Source organism: Streptococcus bovimastitidis (assembly GCF_001885095.1).
GTDB classification, from domain to species: Bacteria; Bacillota; Bacilli; order Lactobacillales; family Streptococcaceae; genus Streptococcus; species Streptococcus bovimastitidis.
In genome coordinates this window covers 1,103,315-1,126,950 of the sequence record NZ_LZDD01000001.1, presented here as the reverse complement: position 1 = coordinate 1,126,950, position 23,636 = coordinate 1,103,315, and the positions used below count along the sequence as shown (strand labels likewise).

Here is a 23,636-nt window from a genome sequence, read left to right as displayed (position 1 = left end):
GTTAGTCGATTGGAATCGGCGAGCACTTTTGCATAGAATAAGCTTTTTCAGGTATCAGATACACACCTAGCTACTGTGAAATGATATGACTTTATGCTATAATAAGGTCGTTATTCCAAGCTAATGGAAGGTAAAAGGAGTTGCAATCACATGAAAATTATCGCTGTTGATGCCATGGGTGGAGACAATGCACCCAAAGCTATTGTAGAAGGTGTAAATAAAGCTATAGAAAGTTTTTCTGATATTCAGATTCAATTGTATGGAGATCAGGAAAAAATAAAAACTTATTTAACCCCATCAGACCGTGTAACGATTGTTCATACCGATGAAAAAATCAACTCTGATGATGAACCGGCTAAAGCTATTCGACGAAAGAAAAACGCTTCAATGGTCTTAGCTGCCAAAGCTGTTAAAGAAGGTCAGGCGCAAGCTGTGCTCTCAGCTGGAAATACAGGTGCCTTATTAGCAGCAGGACTCTTTGTTGTTGGTCGTATTAAAGGTGTAGACCGACCAGGTCTATTATCAACCTTACCAACAAATAATCAACAAGGGTTTGACATGCTTGACCTAGGAGCAAATGCTGAAAATACAGCATCTCACTTGCATCAATACGCTATATTAGGCTCTTTTTATGCAAAAAACCTTAGAGGCATCGCTCAACCACGAGTCGGTCTCCTCAATAATGGAACAGAAGAAACCAAAGGTGACCCGCTTCGTAAAGAAACTTATGACCTATTGGTGGCAGACCCAAGCCTTAACTTTATTGGAAATATCGAAGCTCGTGACCTCATGGGCGGAGTAGCGGACGTCGTTGTTGCGGATGGTTTTACCGGAAATGCCGTGCTTAAATCCATCGAAGGAACAGCACTAAGTATTATGAAGCAGTTAAAAACATCCATCAAAGGTGGTGGCATTAAAGCTAAGTTGGGAGCCCTTCTATTGAAGGACAGCTTGATGGACATGAAGAATTCACTGGATTACTCCGGAGCTGGTGGAGCGGTACTCTTCGGCCTCAAAGCACCAGTTGTAAAATCGCATGGTTCCAGTGATGCCAAATCCATTTTCTATACCATTAAACAAATTAGTTCCATGTTAGAAACTGATGTGGTTGGACAATTAGTAGAAGAATTTTCTAAGGAGACTAGTAGCAATGACTAGAGAAGCTATTTTAGTAAAATTACAAGAAATAATGATTGAACAGGATGATACAAAAGATTTCGTTCTGACAGAAGAAACAAGCTTGAAAGATGATATCGCAGTTGATTCCATTGAATTAACAGAATTTATTATTAATGTTGAGGATGTTTTTAATATTAGTATACCTGATGAGGATGTTGAAGATTTAACAAAAATCAGTAATCTGATTGATTATCTTGAAGGCCGATTGGCAAAATAAGAATAAAGGGGTAATGCCTAAAAGGGGCATGCCTCTTTTTTGTTATCCAATTTGCTCATTTTCTGGGAAGAAAATGAGTAAACAGAAATAAAAACCGAACGTTTAAAATTACATTTTTGTTAATTGTCGACAAAACGTTGAATATTATCCTTATATATGTTATTCTTTATTCGAAAGTATATGAAAGGCGAACAATTAATGAACAAGAACCTAATTTATTCCGGGAAAGCTAAGGACATCTATGCTACTGAGGATCAGGATGTTATTAAATCCGTTTACAAGGATCAAGCGACTATGTTGAATGGTGCTCGTAAAGAGACAATCTCAGGCAAGGGAGTTTTAAATAATCAGATTTCATCTTTAATTTTTGAAAAATTAAACCAAGCCGGCGTTAAAACACACTTTATTAAGCAAATTTCGGAAACAGAACAACTTAATAAAAAAGTCACTATTATTCCTTTAGAAGTTGTTCTTCGTAATGTAACAGCGGGTTCTTTCTCAAAACGCTTTGGTGTTGAAGAAGGGCTTCAATTAGAAGAACCAATTATTGAATTCTACTATAAAAAAGACGAACTAGACGATCCTTTTATTAATGAGGAACATATTCAATTTTTAAAAATTGCTAGTCCTCAAGATATCGCCTATATCAAAGCAGAGACCAGACGTGTTAATGAGCTTCTCAGCCAATGGTTTAAAGAGATTGATCTCCGCTTGATCGACTTCAAATTAGAGTTTGGTTTTGATAAAGAAGGTCATATTATCTTAGCAGATGAGTTTTCTCCTGATAACTGTCGTCTTTGGGATGCCCAAGGTAACCATATGGACAAGGATGTCTTTAGACGTGATTTAGGCAGTTTAACAGATGTCTACCAAGAGGTATTGGATAAGTTAAGAGCTGCAAATTAATTGATAGCTAACGAAAAAAGTACAAAAGGATAAAAAATGGATAAACGGATTTTTGTTGAGAAAAAAGCTGATTTTCAAATCAAGTCAGAATCATTAGTTAAAGAATTAAAACATAATTTACAAGTTGCTTCTTTAAAAACATTAAGACTTATTCAGGTTTACGATGTTTTTCAGTTAAGTGAGCAACTCATGGATAAGGCAGAGAAGCAAATTTTTGCTGAGCAAGTGACTGATAATATCTTAGTTGAAGAAGATGTGATGGCAGATTTAGTGGATTATGCCTTTTTCGCCATTGAATCCCTACCTGGGCAATTTGATCAACGCGCAGCCAGCTCTCAGGAAGCTATTCTACTTTTAGGTGGTTCTTCAGATGTCATCGTCAATACAGCGCAGCTATTCTTAGTTAATAAAGACATTGCAGAAGACGACTTGGCGGCTATTAAGGCTTACTTGCTTAATCCTGTGGACTCTCGTTTTAAAGACATTAGTCAAGGTATTCAATACCATGATTTTTCAGAGTCTGATAAAAGCATTCCAAATTTAGATTTCTTCACTTCTTATACTGCAGAGGATTTTGCTGCTTATAAAGTTAAAGAAGGCTTGGCCATGGAAGTGGATGATCTTCTCTTCATCCAAGACTATTACAAGGGTATTGGGCGCGTGCCAACGGAAACAGAATTAAAAGTTCTTGATACCTACTGGTCTGACCATTGCCGTCATACAACCTTTGAAACAGAATTAAAAGCTATTGATTTTTCGGGTTCTCGTTTTGAAAAGCAGTTGCAGGAAACTTATGATAAGTACTTGGCTATGCGGTCAGAATTAGGACGTTCTGAAAAGCCACAAACATTGATGGATATGGCGACTATTTTTGGTCGTTACGAGCGAGCTAACGGCCGTCTTGATGACATGGAAGTTTCAGATGAAATCAATGCTTGTTCGATTGAAATTGAAGTTGATGTTAATGGTGTTAAAGAGCCTTGGTTATTGATGTTCAAAAACGAAACCCATAACCATCCAACTGAGATTGAACCTTTTGGTGGTGCAGCGACCTGTATTGGTGGTGCCATCCGCGATCCATTATCGGGTCGGTCATTTGTATATCAAGCCATGCGTATTTCGGGCGCAGGCGATATCACCATGCCGCTTTCGGAGACACGTAAGGGTAAATTACCGCAACAAGTCATTTCAAAAACTGCGGCGCACGGCTATTCTTCATACGGAAACCAAATCGGTCTAGCAACTACATATGTTAAGGAATATTTCCACCCAGGCTTTGTGGCTAAACGCATGGAGTTGGGTGCTGTTGTTGGTGCAGCTCCTAAAGCTAATGTAGTTCGGGAAAAACCCCTAGCTGGTGACCTTGTTATCCTTTTAGGTGGTAAAACAGGTCGTGACGGTGTCGGAGGTGCCACAGGTTCTTCTAAAGTACAAACTGTTGAATCTGTTGAAACAGCTGGTGCAGAAGTCCAAAAAGGGAATGCCATTGAAGAACGTAAGATTCAACGTCTTTTCCGTAATGGTCAAGTGACACGTTTAATCAAGAAATCTAATGACTTTGGTGCTGGTGGTGTCTGTGTGGCTATCGGTGAACTTGCTGACGGTTTAGAAATCGATTTAGACAAAGTGCCTTTGAAATACCAAGGCTTAAACGGAACTGAAATAGCCATCTCTGAATCACAAGAAAGGATGTCTGTTGTTGTTGCTCCAGAAGATGCAGCAGCCTTTATTGAAGCTTGTCATTTAGAAAATATTGAAGCGGTTATTGTTGCTAAGGTGACAGAAAAAGCCAATTTAGTGATGACTTGGAATGGTCAAACTATTGTTGATATTGAACGCTCATTCCTTGATACTAATGGCGTTCGTGTTGTGGTTGATGCTAAAGTTGTTGATAAAAACGTCGCTTTACCAGCTCAACGTAAAACATCGCAAGAAACGGTATTAGCTGATACAAAAGCCTTATTATCAGAATTAAACCATGCTTCACAAAAAGGTCTCCAAACCATTTTTGATAGCTCTGTAGGTCGTTCAACCGTTAATCATCCTTTAGGTGGTCGTTACCAAATGACACCAACCGAAAGTTCTGTTCAAAAATTACCAGTTCAAAATGGTGTTACGAAGACAGCTTCAGTTATGGCTCAAGGTTACAACCCTTATATTGCGGAATGGTCACCTTATCACGGAGCAGCTTATGCTGTTATTGAAGCAACTGCACGTTTAGTTGCTACTGGTGCCAACTGGAGCAAGGCCCGTTTCTCTTATCAAGAGTATTTCCAACGTATGGATAAATTGGCTGAAAACTTTGGTCAACCTCTTGCAGCTTTACTTGGTTCTGTCGAAGCTCAAACTCAACTAGGCTTGCCATCAATTGGTGGTAAAGACTCCATGTCTGGAACTTTTGAAGATATCACCGTTCCACCAACACTTGTTGCCTTTGGTGTGACAACAGCTAATGTTGATAAGGTATTATCTCCAGAATTTAAAGCAGCTGGACAGTATATTTACTATCTATCAGGTCAAGCCATTTCTGAAGATATTGACTTCACAAGCATCAAGGCTAACTTCCAAAACTTTGAAAAAATCCAAAAAGAACACCAAATTACTGCAGCATCTGCTATCAAATATGGCGGACTCATGGAAAGTCTAGCACTAATGACTTTCGGTAACCAAATCGGTGCGCAAATCACCCATGACAACCTAGCTGACAGTCTTTCAGGCCAATTAGGTGGCTTTGTCTTCACTTCTACCGAAGAAATCGCTGGCGCAGAAAAACTAGGCTACACCATCCCAGACTTTACCTTAACAGTCAACGGACTTGAGATGCCAGGAGCAGAGCTTCTTGAGGCCTTTGAGGGCAAATTAGAAGATATCTATCCCACAGCATTCACTCAGTCCCAAGAGCTAGCGCAAGTCCCAGAAGTCAACAATAAACAAGTCATTAAAGCAACTGAAAGTATTGCTCAACCAACGGTTTACATTCCAGTCTTCCCAGGAACAAACTCAGAATATGATTCAGCCAAAGCCTTCGAAAAAGAAGGGGCAAAAGTCAACATGGTAGCATTTGTAACCTTGAATGAAGAAGCAATTGTTGCTTCTGTCGATACCATGGTGGCAAATATTGAAGAAGCTAACATTATCTTCTTCGCCGGTGGCTTCTCAGCAGCTGATGAACCTGATGGTTCTGCTAAATTTATTGTTAACATTCTCCTTAACGCTAAGGTCCGTGCAGCCATTGATACCTTTATTGCTAAAGGTGGACTGATTATTGGTATCTGCAATGGCTTCCAAGCTTTGGTTAAGTCAGGACTTCTTCCTTATGGAAACTTTGATTCTGCCAGTGAAACGAGTCCGACACTCTTTTACAATGATGCTAACCAGCACGTTGCCAAGATGGTAGAAACACGGATTGCGAATACCAATTCCCCATGGCTTTCAAAAGTTTCTGTCGGTGATATTCATGCTATTCCAGTGTCACATGGTGAAGGTAAATTTGTGGTCACTGATCAAGAATTTGCGGCTCTCCGTGATAATGGTCAAATCTTCAGTCAGTACGTTGATTTTGAGGGTAAACCAAGCATGGATTCCAAATACAATCCAAATGGCTCAAGCCATGCTATTGAAGGCCTTACCAGCCTAAATGGTCAAATTATTGGGAAAATGGGTCATTCAGAACGTTATGAAGAGGGTCTCTTCCAAAATATTCCAGGACAAAAAGATCAAGGCTTATTTGCCGCAGCGGTAGCTTACTTTACTGGAAAATAAGATTTGAAAAATTCTAATACAAACGAGGTTAAGATGACATACGAAGTAAAATCACTCAATGAAGAGTGTGGTGTCTTCGGGATTTGGGGTCATCCCCAAGCAGCCCAAGTCACTTATTTTGGACTCCATAGTTTACAACACCGGGGTCAAGAAGGGGCAGGCATTGTTGCTAATAACAATGGTAAGCTCCATCAGCATCGCGATATAGGACTTCTCTCCGACGTCTTTAAAAATCAAGCTGACTTAGATAAATTAACCGGCAATGCAGCTATCGGACACGTTCGTTATGCGACAGCTGGAACAGCATCCATAAACAATATCCAGCCTTTCCTCTATAACTTTACAGATGCTCAGTTTGGTCTTTGCCATAATGGGAATTTGACTAATGCTATTTCACTAAAAAAAGAATTAGAACATGAAGGGGCAATCTTCAATGCCTCTTCAGATACTGAAATTCTCATGCATTTGATCCGTCGTAGCCATCATCCAGAATATATTGGCAAAGTTAAAGAGGCCCTAAATACCGTTAAAGGTGGATTTGCTTATCTCTTGATGACAGAAGATAAATTAATTGCGGCTCTTGATCCCAATGGATTCAGACCCTTATCCATTGGGCAAATGTCAAATGGTGCTTGGATTATTTCCAGTGAAACATGTGCCTTTGAAGTTATCGGTGCAAAATGGGTACGTGATGTCATGCCAGGTGAATTGATCACCATTGATGATAATGGTATTACAATTGACACCTACACAACTGATACACAGTTAGCTATTTGTTCTATGGAGTACGTCTACTTTGCACGGCCAGACTCAACCATTTATGGCGTAAACGTCCATACAGCGCGTAAGAAGATGGGGAAACGGCTAGCGCAGGAATTCCATCATGAAGCTGATATCGTGATTGGTGTCCCTAATTCTTCTTTATCCGCAGCCATGGGCTTTGCAGAAGAATCAGGATTGCCAAATGAGATGGGACTGGTGAAGAATCAATACACTCAAAGAACCTTTATCCAGCCAACTCAGGAATTACGGGAACAAGGCGTTCGTATGAAACTTTCAGCTGTTTCAGGCGTGGTTAAAGACAAGCGCGTGGTCATGATTGACGATTCCATCGTTCGCGGAACAACGTCACGTCGCATCGTCAGCTTACTGAGGGAGGCAGGTGCCAAAGAAGTTCACGTGGCAATCGGCAGTCCAGAGTTGAAATACCCATGTTTTTACGGGATTGATATTCAAACACGTCGAGAATTGATTTCAGCCAACCATAGTGCCGAAGAAGTCTGCAAGATTATCGGCGCAGATAGTTTAACTTACCTCTCATTAGATGGCTTAATTGAATCTATTGGACTTGAAACAGACGCCCCAAATGGCGGCCTCTGTGTTGCCTATTTTGATGGCGAGTATCCAACGCCCCTCTATGATTATGAAGAAGCTTACGTCAAGAGCTTAGAAGAAAAAACAAGTTTCTTTATTGATGATGTTAAGTGATTGGGAGTAAACGCCCTTATCACAAGGCGGCAATCGCTATTATGCGATTTGCCTAAAGATACCACTAGATCGAAACAAAGAACTAGCGACTTTATTTTCTCGAGTTGCCTCTCTAATCAAGATTTGTTTAAAGGAAAAGGAAAAATCAAATGACTGAAAAAAATGCTTATGCTCAATCTGGTGTTGATGTTGAAGCGGGTTATGAAGTTGTAGAACGGATTAAAAAACATGTAGCTCGGACGGAACGTGCGGGTGTTATGGGAGCTCTAGGTGGCTTCGGTGGCATGTTTGACCTTTCGAAAACAGGTGTTAAAGAACCGGTTTTGATTTCTGGCACTGACGGTGTTGGAACCAAACTGATGTTAGCCATCAAATATGATAAACATGACACCATCGGACAAGATTGTGTGGCCATGTGTGTTAATGATATTATTGCTGCCGGAGCAGAACCTCTTTACTTCTTAGACTATATTGCAACTGGTAAAAATGAACCAGCCAAATTAGAACAGGTCGTGGCTGGTGTTGCTGAAGGTTGTGTCCAAGCTGGCGCTGCCCTTATTGGTGGTGAAACAGCCGAAATGCCAGGCATGTATGGTGAAGACGACTACGATTTAGCTGGATTTGCAGTCGGTGTGGCTGAGAAATCAGAAATTATTGATGGCTCAAAAGTTGCTGAAGGTGATATCCTTTTAGGCCTTGCTTCTAGCGGTATTCATTCTAACGGCTACTCCCTTGTACGTCGTGTATTTGCTGACTATGAAGGCCAAGCTATCTTACCTGAACTTGAAGGCAAAGCTTTAAAAGAAGTCCTATTAGAACCAACTCGCATCTATGTGAAAGCTGTTCTTCCCTTGGTCAAAGAAAAATTGGTTAACGGCATTGCCCACATCACTGGTGGTGGCTTTATTGAAAATGTGCCACGGATGTTTGCGGACCATTTAGCAGCTGAAATTGATGAGGCTCAAGTACCTGTTTTACCAATCTTCAAAGCCTTGGAAAAATATGGCGACATCAAACATGAAGAAATGTTCGAAATCTTTAATATGGGTATTGGACTCATGCTAGCGGTTAAACCAGAGCATGTGGCGCGTGTTAAAGAATTGCTTGATGAACCTGTTTATGAAATTGGCCGAATCATTAAAAAAGAAGATAAGAGTGTTATCATCAAATGAGCAAAAAAATAGCCGTCTTTGCCTCTGGTAATGGGTCGAATTTTCAGGTCATTGCCGAGCAGTTCCAGGTAGCCTTGGTCTTTTCAGACCATCGCGATGCCTATGTCTTAGAGCGTGCCAACAAGCTAGGTGTTCAAGCTGTCGCTTTTGAGCTCAAAGAGTTTGCCAACAAGCAAGCCTATGAAGAAAAAATTGTCCAAATGTTGGATGAACATGGTATTGACTTGGTTTGTTTAGCAGGCTACATGAAAATTGTCGGACCAACCTTGTTAGAAGCCTACCAAGGTAAAATCATCAACATTCATCCAGCCTATCTACCAGAATTTCCAGGTGCCCATGGCATCGAGGATGCTTGGAATGCAGGTGTTGATCAGTCAGGTGTAACCATTCATTGGGTGGACAGTGGTGTTGATACTGGGCAAATTATCAAACAAGTCCGTGTCCCACGCCTGCAAGAAGATAGTATTGAAAGCTTTGAAGCCAGAATCCATGAAGCAGAATATAAGCTTTATCCGGAGGTCATCAAAGAACTTTTAGGGGAGCAATCAGACAAGTGATTGTCAGAAATAAAATGGTTAAAAATGAGTTATTCACATCATGTGAAAACTTTGAGATATAGAGAGAAAAGGAAGAACGATGACAAAACGTGCACTGATTTCAGTTTCAGATAAAGCGGGCATTGTAGACTTTGCCCAAGAATTAAAAAGCCTTGGTTGGGATATTATCTCAACAGGTGGGACTAAGACTGCCCTTGATGCAGCAGGTCTTGATACCGTCGCCATTGATGATGTGACAGGTTTCCCAGAAATGATGGATGGCCGTGTCAAAACCCTTCATCCCAACATTCATGGGGGTCTTCTAGCTCGTCGCGATTTGGATACCCACTTACAAGCAGCTAAAGATAATGCCATTGAATTGATTGATTTGGTTGTGGTTAACCTTTACCCATTCAAAGAAACCATCTTAAAACCAGACGTCACTTATGCTTCAGCAGTTGAAAATATCGACATCGGTGGTCCATCAATGCTGCGCTCGGCAGCCAAAAACCATGCCAGCGTAACCGTTATTGTCGACCCAGTTGACTATGCGCCCGTGCTAGCAGAATTAAAAGAAATCGGGGAAACCAAATACGAAACGCGTCAGGCTTTGGCAGCTAAAGTTTTCCGCCACACCGCAGCTTATGATGCCTTGATTGCCGAATATTTCACTGCCCAAGTGGGTGAAACAAAACCAGAAAAATTAACCCTCACTTACGACTTGAAACAAGAAATGCGCTATGGTGAAAATCCACAACAAGGGGCTGACTTCTATCAAAAAGCCTTGCCAACGGATTATTCTATAGCTTCAGCTAAACAATTGAATGGGAAAGAATTATCTTTCAATAACATTCGTGACGCTGACGCGGCTATCCGCATTATCCGTGACTTCAAAGAGCGCCCAACAGTCGTAGCTCTTAAACACATGAATCCATGTGGCATCGGCCAAGCTGACACTATCGAAAAAGCTTGGGACTATGCCTATGAGGCAGATTCTGTTTCTATCTTTGGTGGAATTGTTGTTCTTAACAGAGAAGTTGACAAAGCGACAGCTGAGAAAATGCACCCTATCTTCCTTGAGATCATCATTGCACCAAGCTATTCTGATGAAGCGCTAGCCATTCTCACAAACAAGAAGAAAAACCTTCGTATCCTCCAATTGCCATTTGAAGGGCAAGATGCTTCTGAGATTGAGGCGGAATACACAGGTGTTGTCGGTGGTATGCTGGTTCAAAATCAGGATGTTGTTGAGGAAAAAGCAGAGGCTTGGGAAGTTGTTACCGATCGTCAACCAAGCCCAGAAGAAAAAGAAGCCTTGGAATTTGCTTGGCGCGCCATCAAGTACGTGAAGTCAAATGGTATCTTGATCGCCAATAATCATATGACTCTTGGTGTTGGACCTGGTCAAACAAACCGTGTAGCTTCTGTTCGTATTGCTATTGAGCAAGCTAAGGATCGTCTAGAAGGAGCAGCCTTGGCTAGTGATGCCTTTTTCCCATTTGCGGATAACATTGAAGAAATTGCAGCAGCTGGCATCAAAGCTATTATTCAACCTGGTGGCTCAGTTCGTGACCAAGAATCCATTGATGCAGCAAATAAACATGGTATCACCATGATTTTTACAGGAGTTCGCCACTTCAGACATTAATTTTAACTTTAAGGTTTGTGAAAGGAATCTTTAAGCTATTCTTAAGGACTCTCTAGTAAACTAGAGTCATTCTAGAAATAGGACCCCTAAAATCTTCTTTTCATAAACCTCCTATACCCTAAAACCCTAGCCATTTAGAATTGGCTAGGGTTTTGTTTTAAGATTGCTTGACTTGATCCCAATTTACCCAAGTTTCTTTTTGTCCAATTTTGATTTTTAGGCCTTTGGTTTTTTGGTCTACTTGTAGAATCTTGTATTTTCCTGGGATAGTGAAGTAGTCACCTGGGTAAAGAACTTGGTCCCCGGATTTATGACCCTGCTTGTTGCTTTCAAGAAGGGGCCTTGGGTCTAGCCAATTGAGTTGGGTCGCAGGTCCACCCGCTAAACTATTACTTGAAACCATCCAACCGTGGTTTTGGCTGACTTGAAAAGGCCCCCTAAAAGTGATGCTATCTCCGACTTTGAAACTTTTATCTGTGGCTTTTTTTGTCAACTTTTCAATGGCCACGTAACGCCGATTGCCAGAACCGCCAATATAAGACAGCCAGCGATAGCCGTCCGCTTCCAAAACCCGGTCATAGAATACGACTCCGCCAACAGGGTAGCTGTCTAGGTCTGCACTTTTGAAAATCGGATCAGCCTTTACACCTGTTTTGGCCTTAAAAGTATAGGAGCCACTTGATGCCAGACTTGAGGTCTGGCTGCGCTTGGAACTTGATTCACTGCTAGTATCAGCTGTTAGATCCTTGAAATGAATATAGCCTGAGGCTTGTTTCCGGCGAATCTTTCTGCAGTTGTATTGTTCCGGCCCTTGGCCGGCATTAAAATTGTATTCTTCTAGGGTCACCCTGTCACCCTTAACCTCAGCTACCCAAGCGACATGCCCATACTGTTTATGTGAGAAGGCCACGCCTTTATCAAACCAAGCCACAGAACCCACCTTAGGATTATGGTCGACCAAGTAGCCTTTCTGCTTGGCAATTGTTCCCCAGGATTCCGCATTTCCATAGCCAATGGGCAGAGTAAACCCGTTAACCTTTTCCAGGCGGTGGGCCACAAAAGAGGTGCATTGCCGAAGAATCATCCCCCAGTGGTCACTGCCAGCGCCTTTTTTCCAAGCCAGGGGGTAATCATCCCCATGGACGTTAGCCTTAGCCTGATGACTAGTCATCAAGGTTATGAGAGCCAAAAGGCTAAGAAATAGTGTGCGACAAAGTCGCCAATACTGTGTTGTTTTCATTTTCAATCCTCCTTAACTATCTATTCGAAAAAAATAAGAAAACCCTGCCAAAAAAGCAGGGTAATTTTATGGGAACTAAAGTGACTCAAGAAATCGTGATTTTACTTAGGGAACATTTACGGTGTAAACCAAATCTACACCAGGAACATAGACAACAGCTAGAGTTGTTGTCTTGTGACTTTCAACAGCAGTTTTTACGGCCCAACCAATGGCACCTGAAATAACGGCCGCAAAGCCAGCAGTAGCAGGATTCACCGCAAACTGCTTTAAGTACCAACCGGCATAACCAGCTGCGAAAGCACCTGCCGCCCAGCCGGACATACCACGTACTTTGGGACCGAGGTTGAAGCGAATACCAACAGGTCCTCTCATATATGTGTTTGGGAGTTCTTTGACAGCTTCATAGTAAAGTTGAGCATCTGCTTCAGAAATATTGAGTAATCTTGCAAGTTCTTTAGCATCTCCACGTAAGCCGATCGCTCCGGTCTTCTTAACATAAAAATAGTCTTCCAAGGCTTTGGCCTTTTCCAGCATTTTAGCGTCAGGTTTTGGTTGGGTCAGGTTACCTTCTAAGTCAGAAATGGGAAGCCATTCTTGACCTTGACTTGTGGTTTCTATTTTTGGTTGAGCTGTCTGCTCTGCCATGACAGCCGGAAGTGAAGAATTGACCATGAAGGAAGCCAGTAGAGTAAGGGTTGTTGTTTTAATGAGTTTATGCATCATTTTTTCCTTTCTATTCTTTTTTGACATTAGCTGGGAGTTGACTAAAGTAATTATTTCCGTTGCTTATCTCTCCTTTCTTTTAGCAACTCCACTATTTTTTACCTCCTTACCTATCTATTCGAAAAAAAAAGAAACAACTGCCATCAAAACAGTTGTTTTTTAGAAAAGAGTATCATTTGTTGTTTTTGCCATATAATAACAGGGTTAAGGAAGAGATGAAAGTCAATGATGCGAAAACCAGCCATTGCTTTAAGTGAAAAAAGCTAAGCGTCCAAAATAGTAAGGTAAAGAAGAGACAGAGATAAAAAAGTGATTTTGGAGAGTGGGAATTCATTGTAACTTCATTCCTCCTTTCTATAAGTTATACAAAGACATCATAACAAAAACTTTTGTCAGTGAAAATAGCAAAAATGTCTGATTAACTTTTTCTTACCTCAATTATTCGATAATATGGTTTTTTTGTCTCGGTCAAAAAGTGAGCAAGCTCCTAAAAACTGAATTGATAGAGGCGAGAGTATGTATTATGGTAATCACCAAGGTAAAGTATTATCATATGAAAAATAGTTTTAAATCAATTCAATTGCAAAAAAGTTTTAAGTTTATAGTTGTTTCGTGACTTTTGGTATGCTTTTTATTAGCATTCACAATATTAATGACCAATCGGATTATCAGATCGACTGGCTGAGTCAACTCTTTTTTTAGGCTTATATTATAATTCGAAAAAAATTTTCAAGGATGGCAGTTGGCTGAGACTCTTTATTATTTTTTTATGTGATTACCTGATGAGTTACCTTTCGCTATTATCTTAAATAAGTCTGTTAAATGCTATTACTCTTACTTTCTTATCCCTGAGACTCTTTTCCTTTTTGACATTTTATTCTAGATGGAAAGAGCTAGAATAAAAGGAAATTGAAAGGAATCAAAAAATGAAAAAAATATTTAATGGTATGAGTCAAGTTAACGTCATTCTAATTGGAATACTTGTTTCTATTCAATATCTGATGGGAAATTCAAGAATGATAGTTCAAGCTTGTCATCTAGTGCTGATTTTCCAACTAGCCTTTGCTTATGCTGTAATCAAATTCTTGATGACTTATTTGCTAAAAATTCCAATTGTAAATAAGTTGTCAATAAAAATCGGGAAATAGCGCATTTGCTAAAAGATATCCGATTAATTTAGGATATCTTTTTTAAATTTCCGAACATATATGTTATAATGATAATGTATAATTCGTCAATGAAAGGATTTGAATTGAAGTCATTAGCTTTGATTCCTGTAAAAATATGAAACTTTTAGTTGTTGGTTCTGGTGGCCGTGAACATGCTATTGCTAAAAAATTGTTAGAGTCTGATGGGGTTGAGACTGTATTTGTTGCTCCTGGTAATGATGGCATGACCTTAGATGGTTTACAATTGGTCGACATTGCTATTTCCGAACATTCAAAATTGATTGCCTTTGCGCAAGAACATGATATTGCTTGGACTTTTATTGGTCCAGATGATGCCTTGGCAGCTGGGATTGTTGATGATTTTAACACAGCCGGCTTGAAAGCTTTTGGTCCAAGCCGTTTAGCAGCGGAGCTTGAGTGGTCTAAGGATTTTGCCAAAGAAATCATGGTTAAGTACCAAGTTCCGACAGCAGCCTATGGCACATTCTCCGACTTCCAAGAAGCTAAGGCCTACATCCTAGAAAAAGGCGCACCAATCGTTGTTAAGGCTGACGGTTTGGCTCTTGGTAAGGGTGTTGTTGTGGCTGAAACGGTTGATCAGGCAGTAGAAGCTGCTCATGAGATGCTTCTAGACAATAAATTTGGCGATTCTGGTGCCAGAGTGGTTATTGAAGAGTTTCTTGAGGGTGAGGAATTTTCACTCTTTGCTTTCGTTAATGGCGACAAGTTCTATATGATGCCGACAGCCCAAGACCATAAGCGGGCCTATGATGGTGACAAGGGTCCAAATACAGGCGGAATGGGAGCATATGCGCCAGTACCGCACATTTCACAAGATGTGGTTGATCAAGCTGTGGAAACTATTGTTAAACCAGTCCTTAATGGTATGATTGCAGAAGGGCGACCTTACCTTGGAATCCTTTATGCGGGTCTGATTTTGACGGATGAGGGTCCAAAAGTTATTGAATTTAATGCTCGCTTCGGTGATCCGGAAACGCAGATTATTCTTCCTCGCCTCACCTCAAACTTTGCCCAAAACATTACAGACATTCTTGATCAAAAGGAGACCACAATCACTTGGTTAGAAGAAGGACTTACTCTGGGTGTCGTGGTAGCCTCAGAAGGTTACCCATTAGCCTATGATAAAGGTGTTGTTTTGCCAGCTAAAAGCGAGGGCGAGATTGTGACTTACTATGCCGGCGCTAAGTTTTCGGCGGATGGCCAAGCACTGCTGTCCAATGGCGGTCGGGTTTACATGTTGGTCACCACAGCTGACGACGTCTCAGCTGCGCAAACCAGAATTTACCAAGAACTGGATAAACAAAAACGGCCAGGCCTCTTTTACCGTAACGACATCGGAAGCAAAGCTTTGAAATAATAATTGGAGTTGGTTTGTTAATTTATTTGAATTTATCATCAAATTGAAATATTAAAAAGCGCAAGCAAAAAAGAATCAATGATTTATATTAAGGAGAGAAAATGGAAGCAATTGTATCCATCATCATGGGGTCTAGTTCTGATTGGGCAACCATGCAAAAAGCAGCAGAAGTCTTGGATAAATTTGGCATTGCCTATGAGAAAAAAGTGGTTTCTGCTCATCGGACACCTGACTTGATGTTCAAGCATGCTGAAGAAGCGCGTGGCCGTGGTATCAAGATTATTATTGCAGGTGCGGGAGGTGCAGCGCATCTGCCTGGAATGGTAGCTGCTAAAACAACCTTGCCGGTTATTGGTGTGCCTGTGAAGTCACGTGCTTTGAGTGGTCTTGATTCCCTATACTCCATTGTGCAAATGCCAGGTGGCGTTCCTGTTGCAACTATGGCTATTGGTGAAGCAGGGGCTACCAATGCAGCATTGACAGCCTTGCGAATCCTTTCTATTGAAGACCCAAAAATTGCTCAGGCATTAGCTGATTTCCAATTGGAACAAGGTAAACTTGCGGAGGCTATGACAGATGAACTCAACTAAAACAATTGGAATTATTGGTGGCGGTCAACTAGGTCAAATGATGGCAATTTCGGCCATTTACAAGGGGCATAAGGTGATTACTTTGAATCCGGCTGCTGATTGCCCATCATCACGTGTCAGTGAAGTCATTGTGGCGCCTTATGATGATGTTGATGCGCTTCGCCAGTTGGCAGACCGTTGTGACGTCCTCACGTATGAATTTGAAAATGTTGATGCTGATGGTTTAGATGCTGTTATTAATGATGGTCAATTACCACAAGGGACAGACCTTTTACGAATCTCTCAAAATCGCATCACTGAAAAAGACTTTCTTGCCAACAAAGCAAGTGTTAAAGTAGCGCCTTATAAAGTGATTAAATCTGCAACTGACTTGGATGACATTGACTTGACTAAAAACCATGTCCTTAAAACAGCAACTGGTGGCTATGATGGTCACGGCCAAATCGTGATTAAGTCTGAAGCTGATCTTCCTAAGGCTAGAAAATTAGCTGACGCTGCTGACTGTGTCTTGGAAGAGTTCGTTAATTTCGATCTTGAAGTGTCTGTTATCGTCTCAGGTAACCAGAAAGAATTTACGGTCTTCCCAGTCCAAGAAAACATCCACAGAAATAATATTTTGTCTAAGACCATTGTTCCAGCCCGCATTTCAGAAGGCCTAGCAGAAAAGGCTAAGGCCATGGCCTTGGAGATTGCTAAGGAGTTGAATCTAGCAGGAACCCTTTGTGTGGAAATGTTTGCCAGCAAAGATGACATTATTGTCAACGAGATTGCCCCAAGACCGCATAATTCTGGTCACTATTCTATCGAAGCTTGTGATTTCTCACAGTTCGACACTCATATTCTGGGTGTGCTCGGTTTGCCGCTGCCAGCCATTACTTTGCACGCTCCAGCGGTCATGCTTAATGTCTTAGGTCAACATGTGGACAAAGCGCAAGCCTATGTCCAAGAAAACCCTAGCGCCCACCTTCATCTTTATGGTAAACTAGAAGCGAAACAAAACCGCAAGATGGGACATATGACGCTGTTTAGTGATGTGCCTGATGAGGTTGAGGAGTTTGGTAAAGGAATCGATTTTAATTAAGGAGAAAAGATGTTAGAACGTTATTCACGCCCTGAGATGGCGAACATTTGGAGTGAAGAAAATAAATACCGTGCTTGGTTAGAGGTGGAAATCCTCGCAGATGAGGCTTGGGCTGAGCTTGGTGAGATTCCGAAAGAGGATGTGGCTAAGATTCGTGCTAATGCCGACTTTGATGTGGATCGGATTCTTGAAATTGAAAAAGAAACCCGTCATGATGTGGTGGCTTTCACTCGTGCGGTTTCAGAAACCCTGGGTGATGAGCGTAAGTGGGTTCACTATGGTTTGACGTCAACGGACGTTGTTGATACGGCTTATGGTTACCTCTACAAACAAGCTAATGATATTATTCGTCGCGACCTTGAGAACTTTACGCAGATCGTGGCTGATAAGGCACGTGAGCATAAGATGACGATCATGATGGGTCGTACTCACGGTGTACATGCGGAACCAACGACCTTTGGGCTTAAGCTGGCGACTTGGTATAGCGAGATGAAGCGTAATCAAGAGCGTTTCGAACGTGCTGCTGCTGGGGTTGAGGCTGGTAAAATCTCTGGCGCCGTAGGCAATTTTGCCAATATTCCTCCATTTGTGGAAGAATATGTTTGTGGTAAGCTTGGCATCCGCCCCCAAGAAATTTCTACACAGGTCTTACCTCGTGATTTACATGCCGAATACTTTGCGGTTCTAGCAAGCATCGCAACTTCTATTGAACGCATGGCGACTGAAATCCGTGGGTTACAAAAATCTGAACAACGTGAAGTGGAAGAGTTCTTTGCCAAAGGGCAAAAAGGTAGCTCAGCCATGCCACATAAACGTAACCCAATCGGTTCTGAAAATATGACAGGTTTGGCGCGTGTTATCCGTGGTCATATGATCACAGCATATGAAAATGTTCCTTTATGGCATGAACGTGATATTTCTCATTCTTCTGCAGAACGGATTATTACTCCAGATACAACCATTCTCATTAACTACATGCTTAACCGTTTTGGCAATATCGTTAAAAACTTAACGGTCTTCCCAGAAAATATGATCCGCAACATGGGCTCTACCTTTGGTCTTATTTTCAGCCAACGTGTTATGCTGAAATTGATTGAAAAAGGCATGACTCGTGAAGGTGCTTATGACTTAGTTCAACCAAAAACAGCTTACTCATGGGATAACCAAGTGGACTTTAAACCCCTTTTAGAAGCTGATGAAGAAGTGACTTCTCGTCTAACCCAAGAAGAAATCGACGAACTCTTCAACCCTGTTTATTACACACAACGTGTCGATGATATCTTTAACCGTTTAGGTTTATAAAAAATAAGGATGAGTCCTTATTTTTTTTGTTTCTTTTAAAATTAACAAAAGATGTCAAAAATGTTATAATTAGATAAAAAAATGATTAGGAGTTCTGAATGCAGCAACTTGGGGAAAAGATCCGTAAACTTAGGACAGATAGGGGCTTAACCCGCGAAGCGCTTTGCGGGGATGAATCTCAGCTGTCTACTCGTCAACTGGCCCGTATTGAAAAAAGTCAATCCATACCAACCCTTGCCAAGGTCCAATTTATCGCCAAACAACTAGCTCTACCTGTTTCCGAATTAATTGATCCTGACCAACTGGTTTTGCCCAAACGCTATAAAGAATTAAAGTATTGTATCCTCCGTCAGCCAACTTATATGAATGAGCAAAGTCTTTCAAAAAGAGAGGCTCAATTTGATGATATTTTTGAGAATTACTACGATCATTTGCCTGAGGAAGAGAAATTGATCATTGATCTCTTGCAATCACGTTTTGATGTCTATCAGAGTGGGGATATTAATTATGGTAAGGAGCTTTTACAGGAATACATCGCTCAAATTCGAAAGAAAAAGGGCTTTAGCCTGAATGATATTTTCCTGATTGACCTCTATTTAACTTGTGGTCTGGTCTCCAACTTTCAGGAAGAACTTTTTGATTTAGCTATTTTTAATTGCTTTACAAGCAAACTCTTGAAATTAGAGGAAGAATTGGATTTCAAGGATCTTTTCTTACTTAATAATGTTCTTTTAACGTCTATATACGTTGGCTTAGAGTTGAAAGAGTATCAAAAAATTCGACGCTTATTAGATGTTTGCCGGCGTATTATGACCATTACGCAAGACTTCCAACGCATGCCCATCTATTATATGTATGAATGGCGTTATTGTTTATTCTTTATGAAGGATAGTCGAAAAGCTGCTTATTATTATCGTCAGTCGATCATTTATGCTAAGACCTTGACGGATGCTTATCTGGTCCAACGCTTAAAAGAAAGTTGGGATAATGACCAAGCTCAGTAACATGACATTGATGTCATGTTATTTTTTTGCCTTAGTCGGTATAATGTTAAAAAAATAAAGGAGGAACCTTATGTTCAAAAAATACAAATACACCCTACTTTTACTGGCAATCTTATTGGCTAAAGCAGCTACAACCATGATTGAAAAAGATTGGTGGTCTATCGGATGAATGGTCCCTAGCTTTGTGCTATAATAAGGGCATGACTAGAATTTTAGATAACGATGTAATGGGTGATGAAGAACTGGTAGAAAGAACTTTACGCCCGCAATATTTAAGAGAATACATTGGACAGGATAAGGTCAAGGACCAGCTGTCCATCTTTATTGAAGCTGCAAAGATGCGTGATGAATCATTGGATCACGTTCTCCTTTTTGGCCCTCCAGGTTTGGGGAAAACAACCATGGCATTTGTTATTGCCAATGAATTGGGCGTTAATTTGAAACAGACATCAGGCCCGGCCATTGAAAAGTCTGGGGACTTGGTTGCTATTTTAAATGACCTAGAACCAGGTGATGTCCTTTTTATTGATGAGATTCACCGCATGCCTATGGCAGTTGAAGAAGTGCTTTACAGTGCCATGGAAGATTTCTATATTGATATTATGATTGGTGCAGGTGATACTAGCCGTAGTGTCCATCTAGAATTGCCACCTTTTACCTTAATTGGGGCAACAACTCGTGCAGGGATGTTATCTAATCCTTTACGGGCCCGTTTTGGAATCACAGGTCATATGGAATATTACCAAGTTGATGATTTAACGGAAATCATTGAACGGACTTCTGATATTTTTGAGATGGAAATTATTCAAGAAGCGGCTCATGAATTGGCTCGCCGTAGTCGTGGCACTCCCCGTATTGCTAACCGTCTTTTAAAACGTGTGCGTGACTATGCTCAAATTATGGGTGATGGTGTCATCACCAAAGAGATTACGGATAAGGCTTTAGCCATGTTGGATGTCGATCATGAAGGACTAGATTATGTCGATCAGAAAATCTTAAGAACTATGATTGAAATGTATAATGGTGGCCCAGTTGGTTTAGGAACACTTTCGGTCAATATCGCTGAAGAACGTGACACGGTTGAAGATATGTATGAACCATATTTGATTCAAAAAGGTTTCATTATGAGGACGCGGACGGGTCGGGTGGCTACGCAAAAAGCTTACGACCATCTGCATTATCCGTATAACAGTCAATAATTTTAGATCGTGTTCATAAGATAACTTAAACGGAAATCAGTAGCTTAGTTTTTTTTAGCTATCAATTTAGGAAGTTGAGTTTAACTCAGCTTCTTTTTTATCTTTGTCAGAATTATATGAGTTCTTTTGACTTCATAAGATTAAATAAAATAATCCAATTTTACAAATTACTTAAGAAAAAATAAAGCTTTTTTTGTTATTCTGCATAAGATGGCTAATGGTGGGCTTTTTTGTTCTAATTTCTGAAAAATACTTTAAAAAGTAAGAAAGTAAGAAGTTTTATTTTGCTCTCTTTTTTTGGAAAAAATTGAAAATAATAAGGGGATTTTTCGGTGCTTTGCCGATATTCTGTTATAATGAAAAGGAGGTGTTTAGGAATGAAAAAAGTTTGTTTTGTTTGTCTAGGTAACATTTGTCGTTCGACAATGGCAGAATTTGTAATGAAATCACTAGATCTTCAAGAAAATTTACTAATTGAAAGCCGTGGCACTTCCAATTGGGAACACGGGAATCCGATTCATCATGGTACCCAAAATATTCTGCGGCGCTATGCTATTCCCTATAATAGTAGTAAGACCTCACAGCAGATTAGTCTGGAGGATATGGAGTACTTTGATTTAGTGCTTGGTATGGACCAGAATAATGTCAGTGATTTGTTGGCTCTTTCAGCTGGTCGCTGGGATGAGAAAATCTTTCTCTTCAACGAGAATGGGGTTCCAGATCCTTGGTACACGGGCGATTTTGAGGAAACCTATGCCTTGGTAACTGAGGGTTGTCAGAATTGGTTAAGTAAGATTAAAAATAATAAAGATTTGAGTTGAAAGTAGTCATGGAAAATATCAGGACATTTTTTAAGAATATAAAGATTACCAGAGTCCAACTTGAAATTGTGACTCTTATTGTGTTGGTGGTTTGTGGTTTATCTGTATTGACCCTTAAACATCAATCACAGGCAGCTTTGAGTTTTGATCATGGTAAGATTAAGTATAATGGTGCTGTTGTTAATCACCGGATGAATGGCAAAGGGAAATTGGTTTTTGCTAATGGTGACACTTATGTCGGCAACTTCCGTGATGGTCAGTTTAATGGTCAAGGGACTTATAAGGCAAGTAGCGGTTGGTCTTATAAGGGTCAATTTAAAAAGGGTCAGGTTGACGGTAAAGGCACTTTAAATGCAAATAATAGTAAGGTTTATAAAGGAACCTTTAAGCAGGGGATTTATCAAAAATGAGAATAAAATGGTTTTCTTTTATTAGGGTAACGGGACTACTTTTAGTTTTACTCTATCACTTTTTTAAGAATAGTTTTCCAGGTGGCTTCATTGGGGTTGATGTCTTCTTCACTTTTTCTGGTTTCCTGATTACGGCCTTATTAATTGATGAATATGCTAAAAATAATAAGATTGATCTTCTAGGTTTCTACCGTAGACGTTTTTACAGGATTGTTCCGCCTCTTGTTTTAATGGTCCTCCTAGTTATACCCTTTACCTTTTTGGTTAAGAGCGACTTTGTAGCTAGTATTGGTCACCAGATTGCGGCGACACTTGGTTTTACGACCAACTTCTATGAGATTTTAACCGGCTCTAGTTATGAGAGTCAGTTTATTCCCCACCTCTTTGTTCATACTTGGAGTTTAGCCATTGAGGTTCATTTTTATATTTTATGGGGTCTCTTGGTTTGGTATTTAGGGCAACGTCAACAGAGCGATAAACAATTTAGAGGTATGCTCTTTATTGTTTCAAGTGCCTTCTTTGTCATTAGTTTCTTAACCATGTTTGTAAGAGCATTTTTGGTTAATAACTTCTCATTAATTTACTTTTCAAGTATTGCTCACGTTTTTCCTTTCTTCATTGGTGCCATGTTTGCTACTATTTCTGGGATCAAGGATACGACTATCCGTTTCCAAAAAAATGTGCGTCTCTGGCCTAAAAAATATGTGATTGGCTTTATGGCTGGTGCCTTCGCCCTTCTCTTCCTCTTAACTCTAACCTTGAATTTTGATCATCTCTTTACATACCTTTTTGGTTTTGTTTTAGCCAGTCTCTTTACGGCAGTGATGATTTATGCGGCGCGTGTTTTAAATGACCAAACACCTGAGTTAGAAGAGCCAAAAGTCATAACTTATATTGCGGATGTCAGTTATGGGGTTTACCTCTTCCATTGGCCTTTCTATATTATTTTTAGTCAATTAATGCCTAACTGGCTTGCGGTGATTTTAACCACCTTCTTCTCATTCTTATTTGCTTCCATTTCTTATTATGTGGCAGAGCCACTGATTGCGGGTAAGAAACCAAATCTCTTTGGTTTGAAGTTGGATTTGACACCCTACTTAAAATGGATGGCATTGGCTGTTTTGGCTCTCTTCATCTTAATGTTGGGTCGGTCAATGACAGCTCCAGCTGTCGGCAAGTTTGAAACAGATTTGTTGGTTGGTGGCTTGCAACAAAGTCAAAGCAATATCAACCGGACCCATACGCTGGCTGCGGGGGATGCTAATGCGCTTAGTGATGTCAGCATTATTGGGGACTCTGTTGCCTTGAGATCGCAAGCGGCTTTCGCTAAAATTATGCCAGCAGCGCAGCTTGATGCTGCCGTTAGTCGTAATTTCTCGCTTGCATATGAGATTTATGACAATCGTATAAAGAGCAATTCTTTATCCAAAACAACAGTATTAGCTGTAGGGGTTAACTCGCTTGATAATTACAAGTCAGACTTGCAAGAGTTTATTAAAGATTTACCAAAAGGTAGTCGTTTGATTATTGTGTCACCATACAACGCTAATAACTTGGCTCAGGTAGCAGAAGTTCGGAATTATGAATTGCGTTTGGCTAAGAAATATTCTTATGTGACGATTGCTGACTGGTATCAAGTTGCTGTTTCAAATCCAGATATTTGGGTTGGAACTGATGGGGTCCATTATAGCGATGCAGATACAAAGGGAGCAGATCTCTATGTAAATACTATTAAATCGTCTATTGAAAAAGCTGCTAAAAAGCACGCAAAATAAGGCCTTTAAAGGGTCTTATTTTTTTGCACAAAAAAG

The 23,636-nt window shown here is 40.4% G+C and carries 21 protein-coding genes; 19 read left to right on the top strand and 2 right to left on the bottom strand.

Features of this window, described 5'->3' with window-relative positions; translation table 11 throughout:
* Window positions 1-150: 150 nt before the first annotated feature.
* From plsX to purH, 8 genes are all read left to right on the top strand, one after another.
* Complete coding sequence (gene plsX / locus A9Q68_RS05610; RefSeq protein WP_071793691.1) at window positions 151-1,158, top strand: phosphate acyltransferase PlsX; 1,008 nt, start codon at window positions 151-153, stop codon at window positions 1,156-1,158.
* The gene (locus tag A9Q68_RS05605) at window positions 1,151-1,396 is read left to right on the top strand and encodes a phosphopantetheine-binding protein (RefSeq protein ID WP_071793690.1); all 246 of its coding nucleotides are present in this window, start codon (window positions 1,151-1,153) and stop codon (window positions 1,394-1,396) included. The genes plsX and A9Q68_RS05605 overlap by 8 nt, the downstream gene beginning before the upstream one ends.
* A gap of 198 nt (window positions 1,397-1,594) precedes the next feature.
* A complete protein-coding gene (purC, locus tag A9Q68_RS05600) occupies window positions 1,595-2,302 on the top strand; it encodes a phosphoribosylaminoimidazolesuccinocarboxamide synthase (protein WP_071793689.1) in 708 nt (235 codons plus the stop codon).
* 36 nt (window positions 2,303-2,338) lie between these two features.
* Window positions 2,339-6,064: a phosphoribosylformylglycinamidine synthase gene (locus tag A9Q68_RS05595; RefSeq protein ID WP_071793688.1), complete on the top strand. Its 3,726-nt coding sequence runs from the start codon at window positions 2,339-2,341 to the stop codon at window positions 6,062-6,064.
* A gap of 33 nt (window positions 6,065-6,097) precedes the next feature.
* On the top strand, window positions 6,098-7,552 hold the full coding sequence (gene purF / locus A9Q68_RS05590; protein ID WP_071793687.1) for an amidophosphoribosyltransferase: 1,455 nt from the start codon (window positions 6,098-6,100) through the stop codon (window positions 7,550-7,552).
* Between the two features lie 149 nt (window positions 7,553-7,701).
* A complete protein-coding gene (gene purM, locus A9Q68_RS05585) occupies window positions 7,702-8,724 on the top strand; it encodes a phosphoribosylformylglycinamidine cyclo-ligase (RefSeq protein ID WP_071793686.1) in 1,023 nt (340 codons plus the stop codon).
* Entirely contained in the window at window positions 8,721-9,281 is a 561-nt protein-coding gene (gene purN, locus A9Q68_RS05580) for a phosphoribosylglycinamide formyltransferase (RefSeq protein ID WP_071793685.1), read from the top strand. Before purM ends, purN begins: the two co-directional genes overlap by 4 nt.
* Window positions 9,282-9,360: 79 nt before the next feature.
* Window positions 9,361-10,908: a bifunctional phosphoribosylaminoimidazolecarboxamide formyltransferase/IMP cyclohydrolase gene (gene purH / locus A9Q68_RS05575; protein ID WP_071793684.1), complete on the top strand. Its 1,548-nt coding sequence runs from the start codon at window positions 9,361-9,363 to the stop codon at window positions 10,906-10,908.
* A gap of 157 nt (window positions 10,909-11,065) precedes the next feature.
* Here the strand turns inward: purH and scrM are convergent, their stop codons facing one another.
* Together scrM and A9Q68_RS05565 are read right to left on the bottom strand one after the other, a co-directional pair.
* Window positions 11,066-12,148 (bottom strand): peptidoglycan hydrolase ScrM, encoded by a 1,083-nt coding sequence (gene scrM, locus A9Q68_RS05570; protein ID WP_071793683.1) that lies wholly within the window; start codon window positions 12,146-12,148, stop codon window positions 11,066-11,068.
* Between the two features lie 105 nt (window positions 12,149-12,253).
* Entirely contained in the window at window positions 12,254-12,868 is a 615-nt protein-coding gene (locus tag A9Q68_RS05565) for a hypothetical protein (protein ID WP_071793682.1), read from the bottom strand.
* Window positions 12,869-13,797: 929 nt separating this feature from the next.
* Between A9Q68_RS05565 and A9Q68_RS05555 the strand changes: the two genes are divergently transcribed.
* From A9Q68_RS05555 to A9Q68_RS05510, 11 genes are all read left to right on the top strand, one after another.
* A complete protein-coding gene (locus A9Q68_RS05555) occupies window positions 13,798-14,019 on the top strand; it encodes a hypothetical protein (RefSeq protein WP_071793680.1) in 222 nt (73 codons plus the stop codon).
* A 136-nt stretch (window positions 14,020-14,155) separates the two neighbouring features.
* The gene (gene purD / locus A9Q68_RS05550; protein WP_071793679.1) at window positions 14,156-15,418 is read left to right on the top strand and encodes a phosphoribosylamine--glycine ligase; all 1,263 of its coding nucleotides are present in this window, start codon (window positions 14,156-14,158) and stop codon (window positions 15,416-15,418) included.
* A gap of 101 nt (window positions 15,419-15,519) precedes the next feature.
* Window positions 15,520-16,008 carry a 5-(carboxyamino)imidazole ribonucleotide mutase gene (purE, locus tag A9Q68_RS05545; protein ID WP_071793678.1) on the top strand — a complete coding sequence of 163 codons (489 nt, stop codon included), beginning with the start codon at window positions 15,520-15,522 and terminating at the stop codon, window positions 16,006-16,008.
* Complete coding sequence (gene purK, locus A9Q68_RS05540; protein WP_071793677.1) at window positions 15,995-17,089, top strand: 5-(carboxyamino)imidazole ribonucleotide synthase; 1,095 nt, start codon at window positions 15,995-15,997, stop codon at window positions 17,087-17,089. Before purE ends, purK begins: the two co-directional genes overlap by 14 nt.
* 9 nt (window positions 17,090-17,098) lie before the next feature.
* Window positions 17,099-18,391, top strand: coding sequence for an adenylosuccinate lyase (gene purB, locus A9Q68_RS05535; RefSeq protein WP_071793676.1), 1,293 nt, complete (start codon window positions 17,099-17,101; stop codon window positions 18,389-18,391).
* 98 nt (window positions 18,392-18,489) lie between these two features.
* The gene (locus A9Q68_RS05530; protein ID WP_071793675.1) at window positions 18,490-19,395 is read left to right on the top strand and encodes a helix-turn-helix domain-containing protein; all 906 of its coding nucleotides are present in this window, start codon (window positions 18,490-18,492) and stop codon (window positions 19,393-19,395) included.
* A 70-nt stretch (window positions 19,396-19,465) separates the two neighbouring features.
* Window positions 19,466-19,564, top strand: a complete 99-nt coding sequence (locus A9Q68_RS10885; RefSeq protein WP_206281793.1) for a quorum-sensing system DWW-type pheromone — start codon at window positions 19,466-19,468, stop codon at window positions 19,562-19,564.
* A 31-nt stretch (window positions 19,565-19,595) separates the two neighbouring features.
* Window positions 19,596-20,594 carry a Holliday junction branch migration DNA helicase RuvB gene (gene ruvB, locus A9Q68_RS05525; protein WP_071793674.1) on the top strand — a complete coding sequence of 333 codons (999 nt, stop codon included), beginning with the start codon at window positions 19,596-19,598 and terminating at the stop codon, window positions 20,592-20,594.
* Window positions 20,595-20,971: 377 nt separating this feature from the next.
* Window positions 20,972-21,415 (top strand): low molecular weight protein-tyrosine-phosphatase, encoded by a 444-nt coding sequence (locus A9Q68_RS05520; protein WP_071793673.1) that lies wholly within the window; start codon window positions 20,972-20,974, stop codon window positions 21,413-21,415.
* Between the two features lie 8 nt (window positions 21,416-21,423).
* Window positions 21,424-21,825 (top strand): MORN repeat-containing protein, encoded by a 402-nt coding sequence (locus A9Q68_RS05515; protein ID WP_071793734.1) that lies wholly within the window; start codon window positions 21,424-21,426, stop codon window positions 21,823-21,825.
* A complete protein-coding gene (locus A9Q68_RS05510; RefSeq protein ID WP_071793672.1) occupies window positions 21,822-23,600 on the top strand; it encodes an acyltransferase family protein in 1,779 nt (592 codons plus the stop codon). Before A9Q68_RS05515 ends, A9Q68_RS05510 begins: the two co-directional genes overlap by 4 nt.
* The last annotated feature ends 36 nt before the right edge of the window (window positions 23,601-23,636 follow it).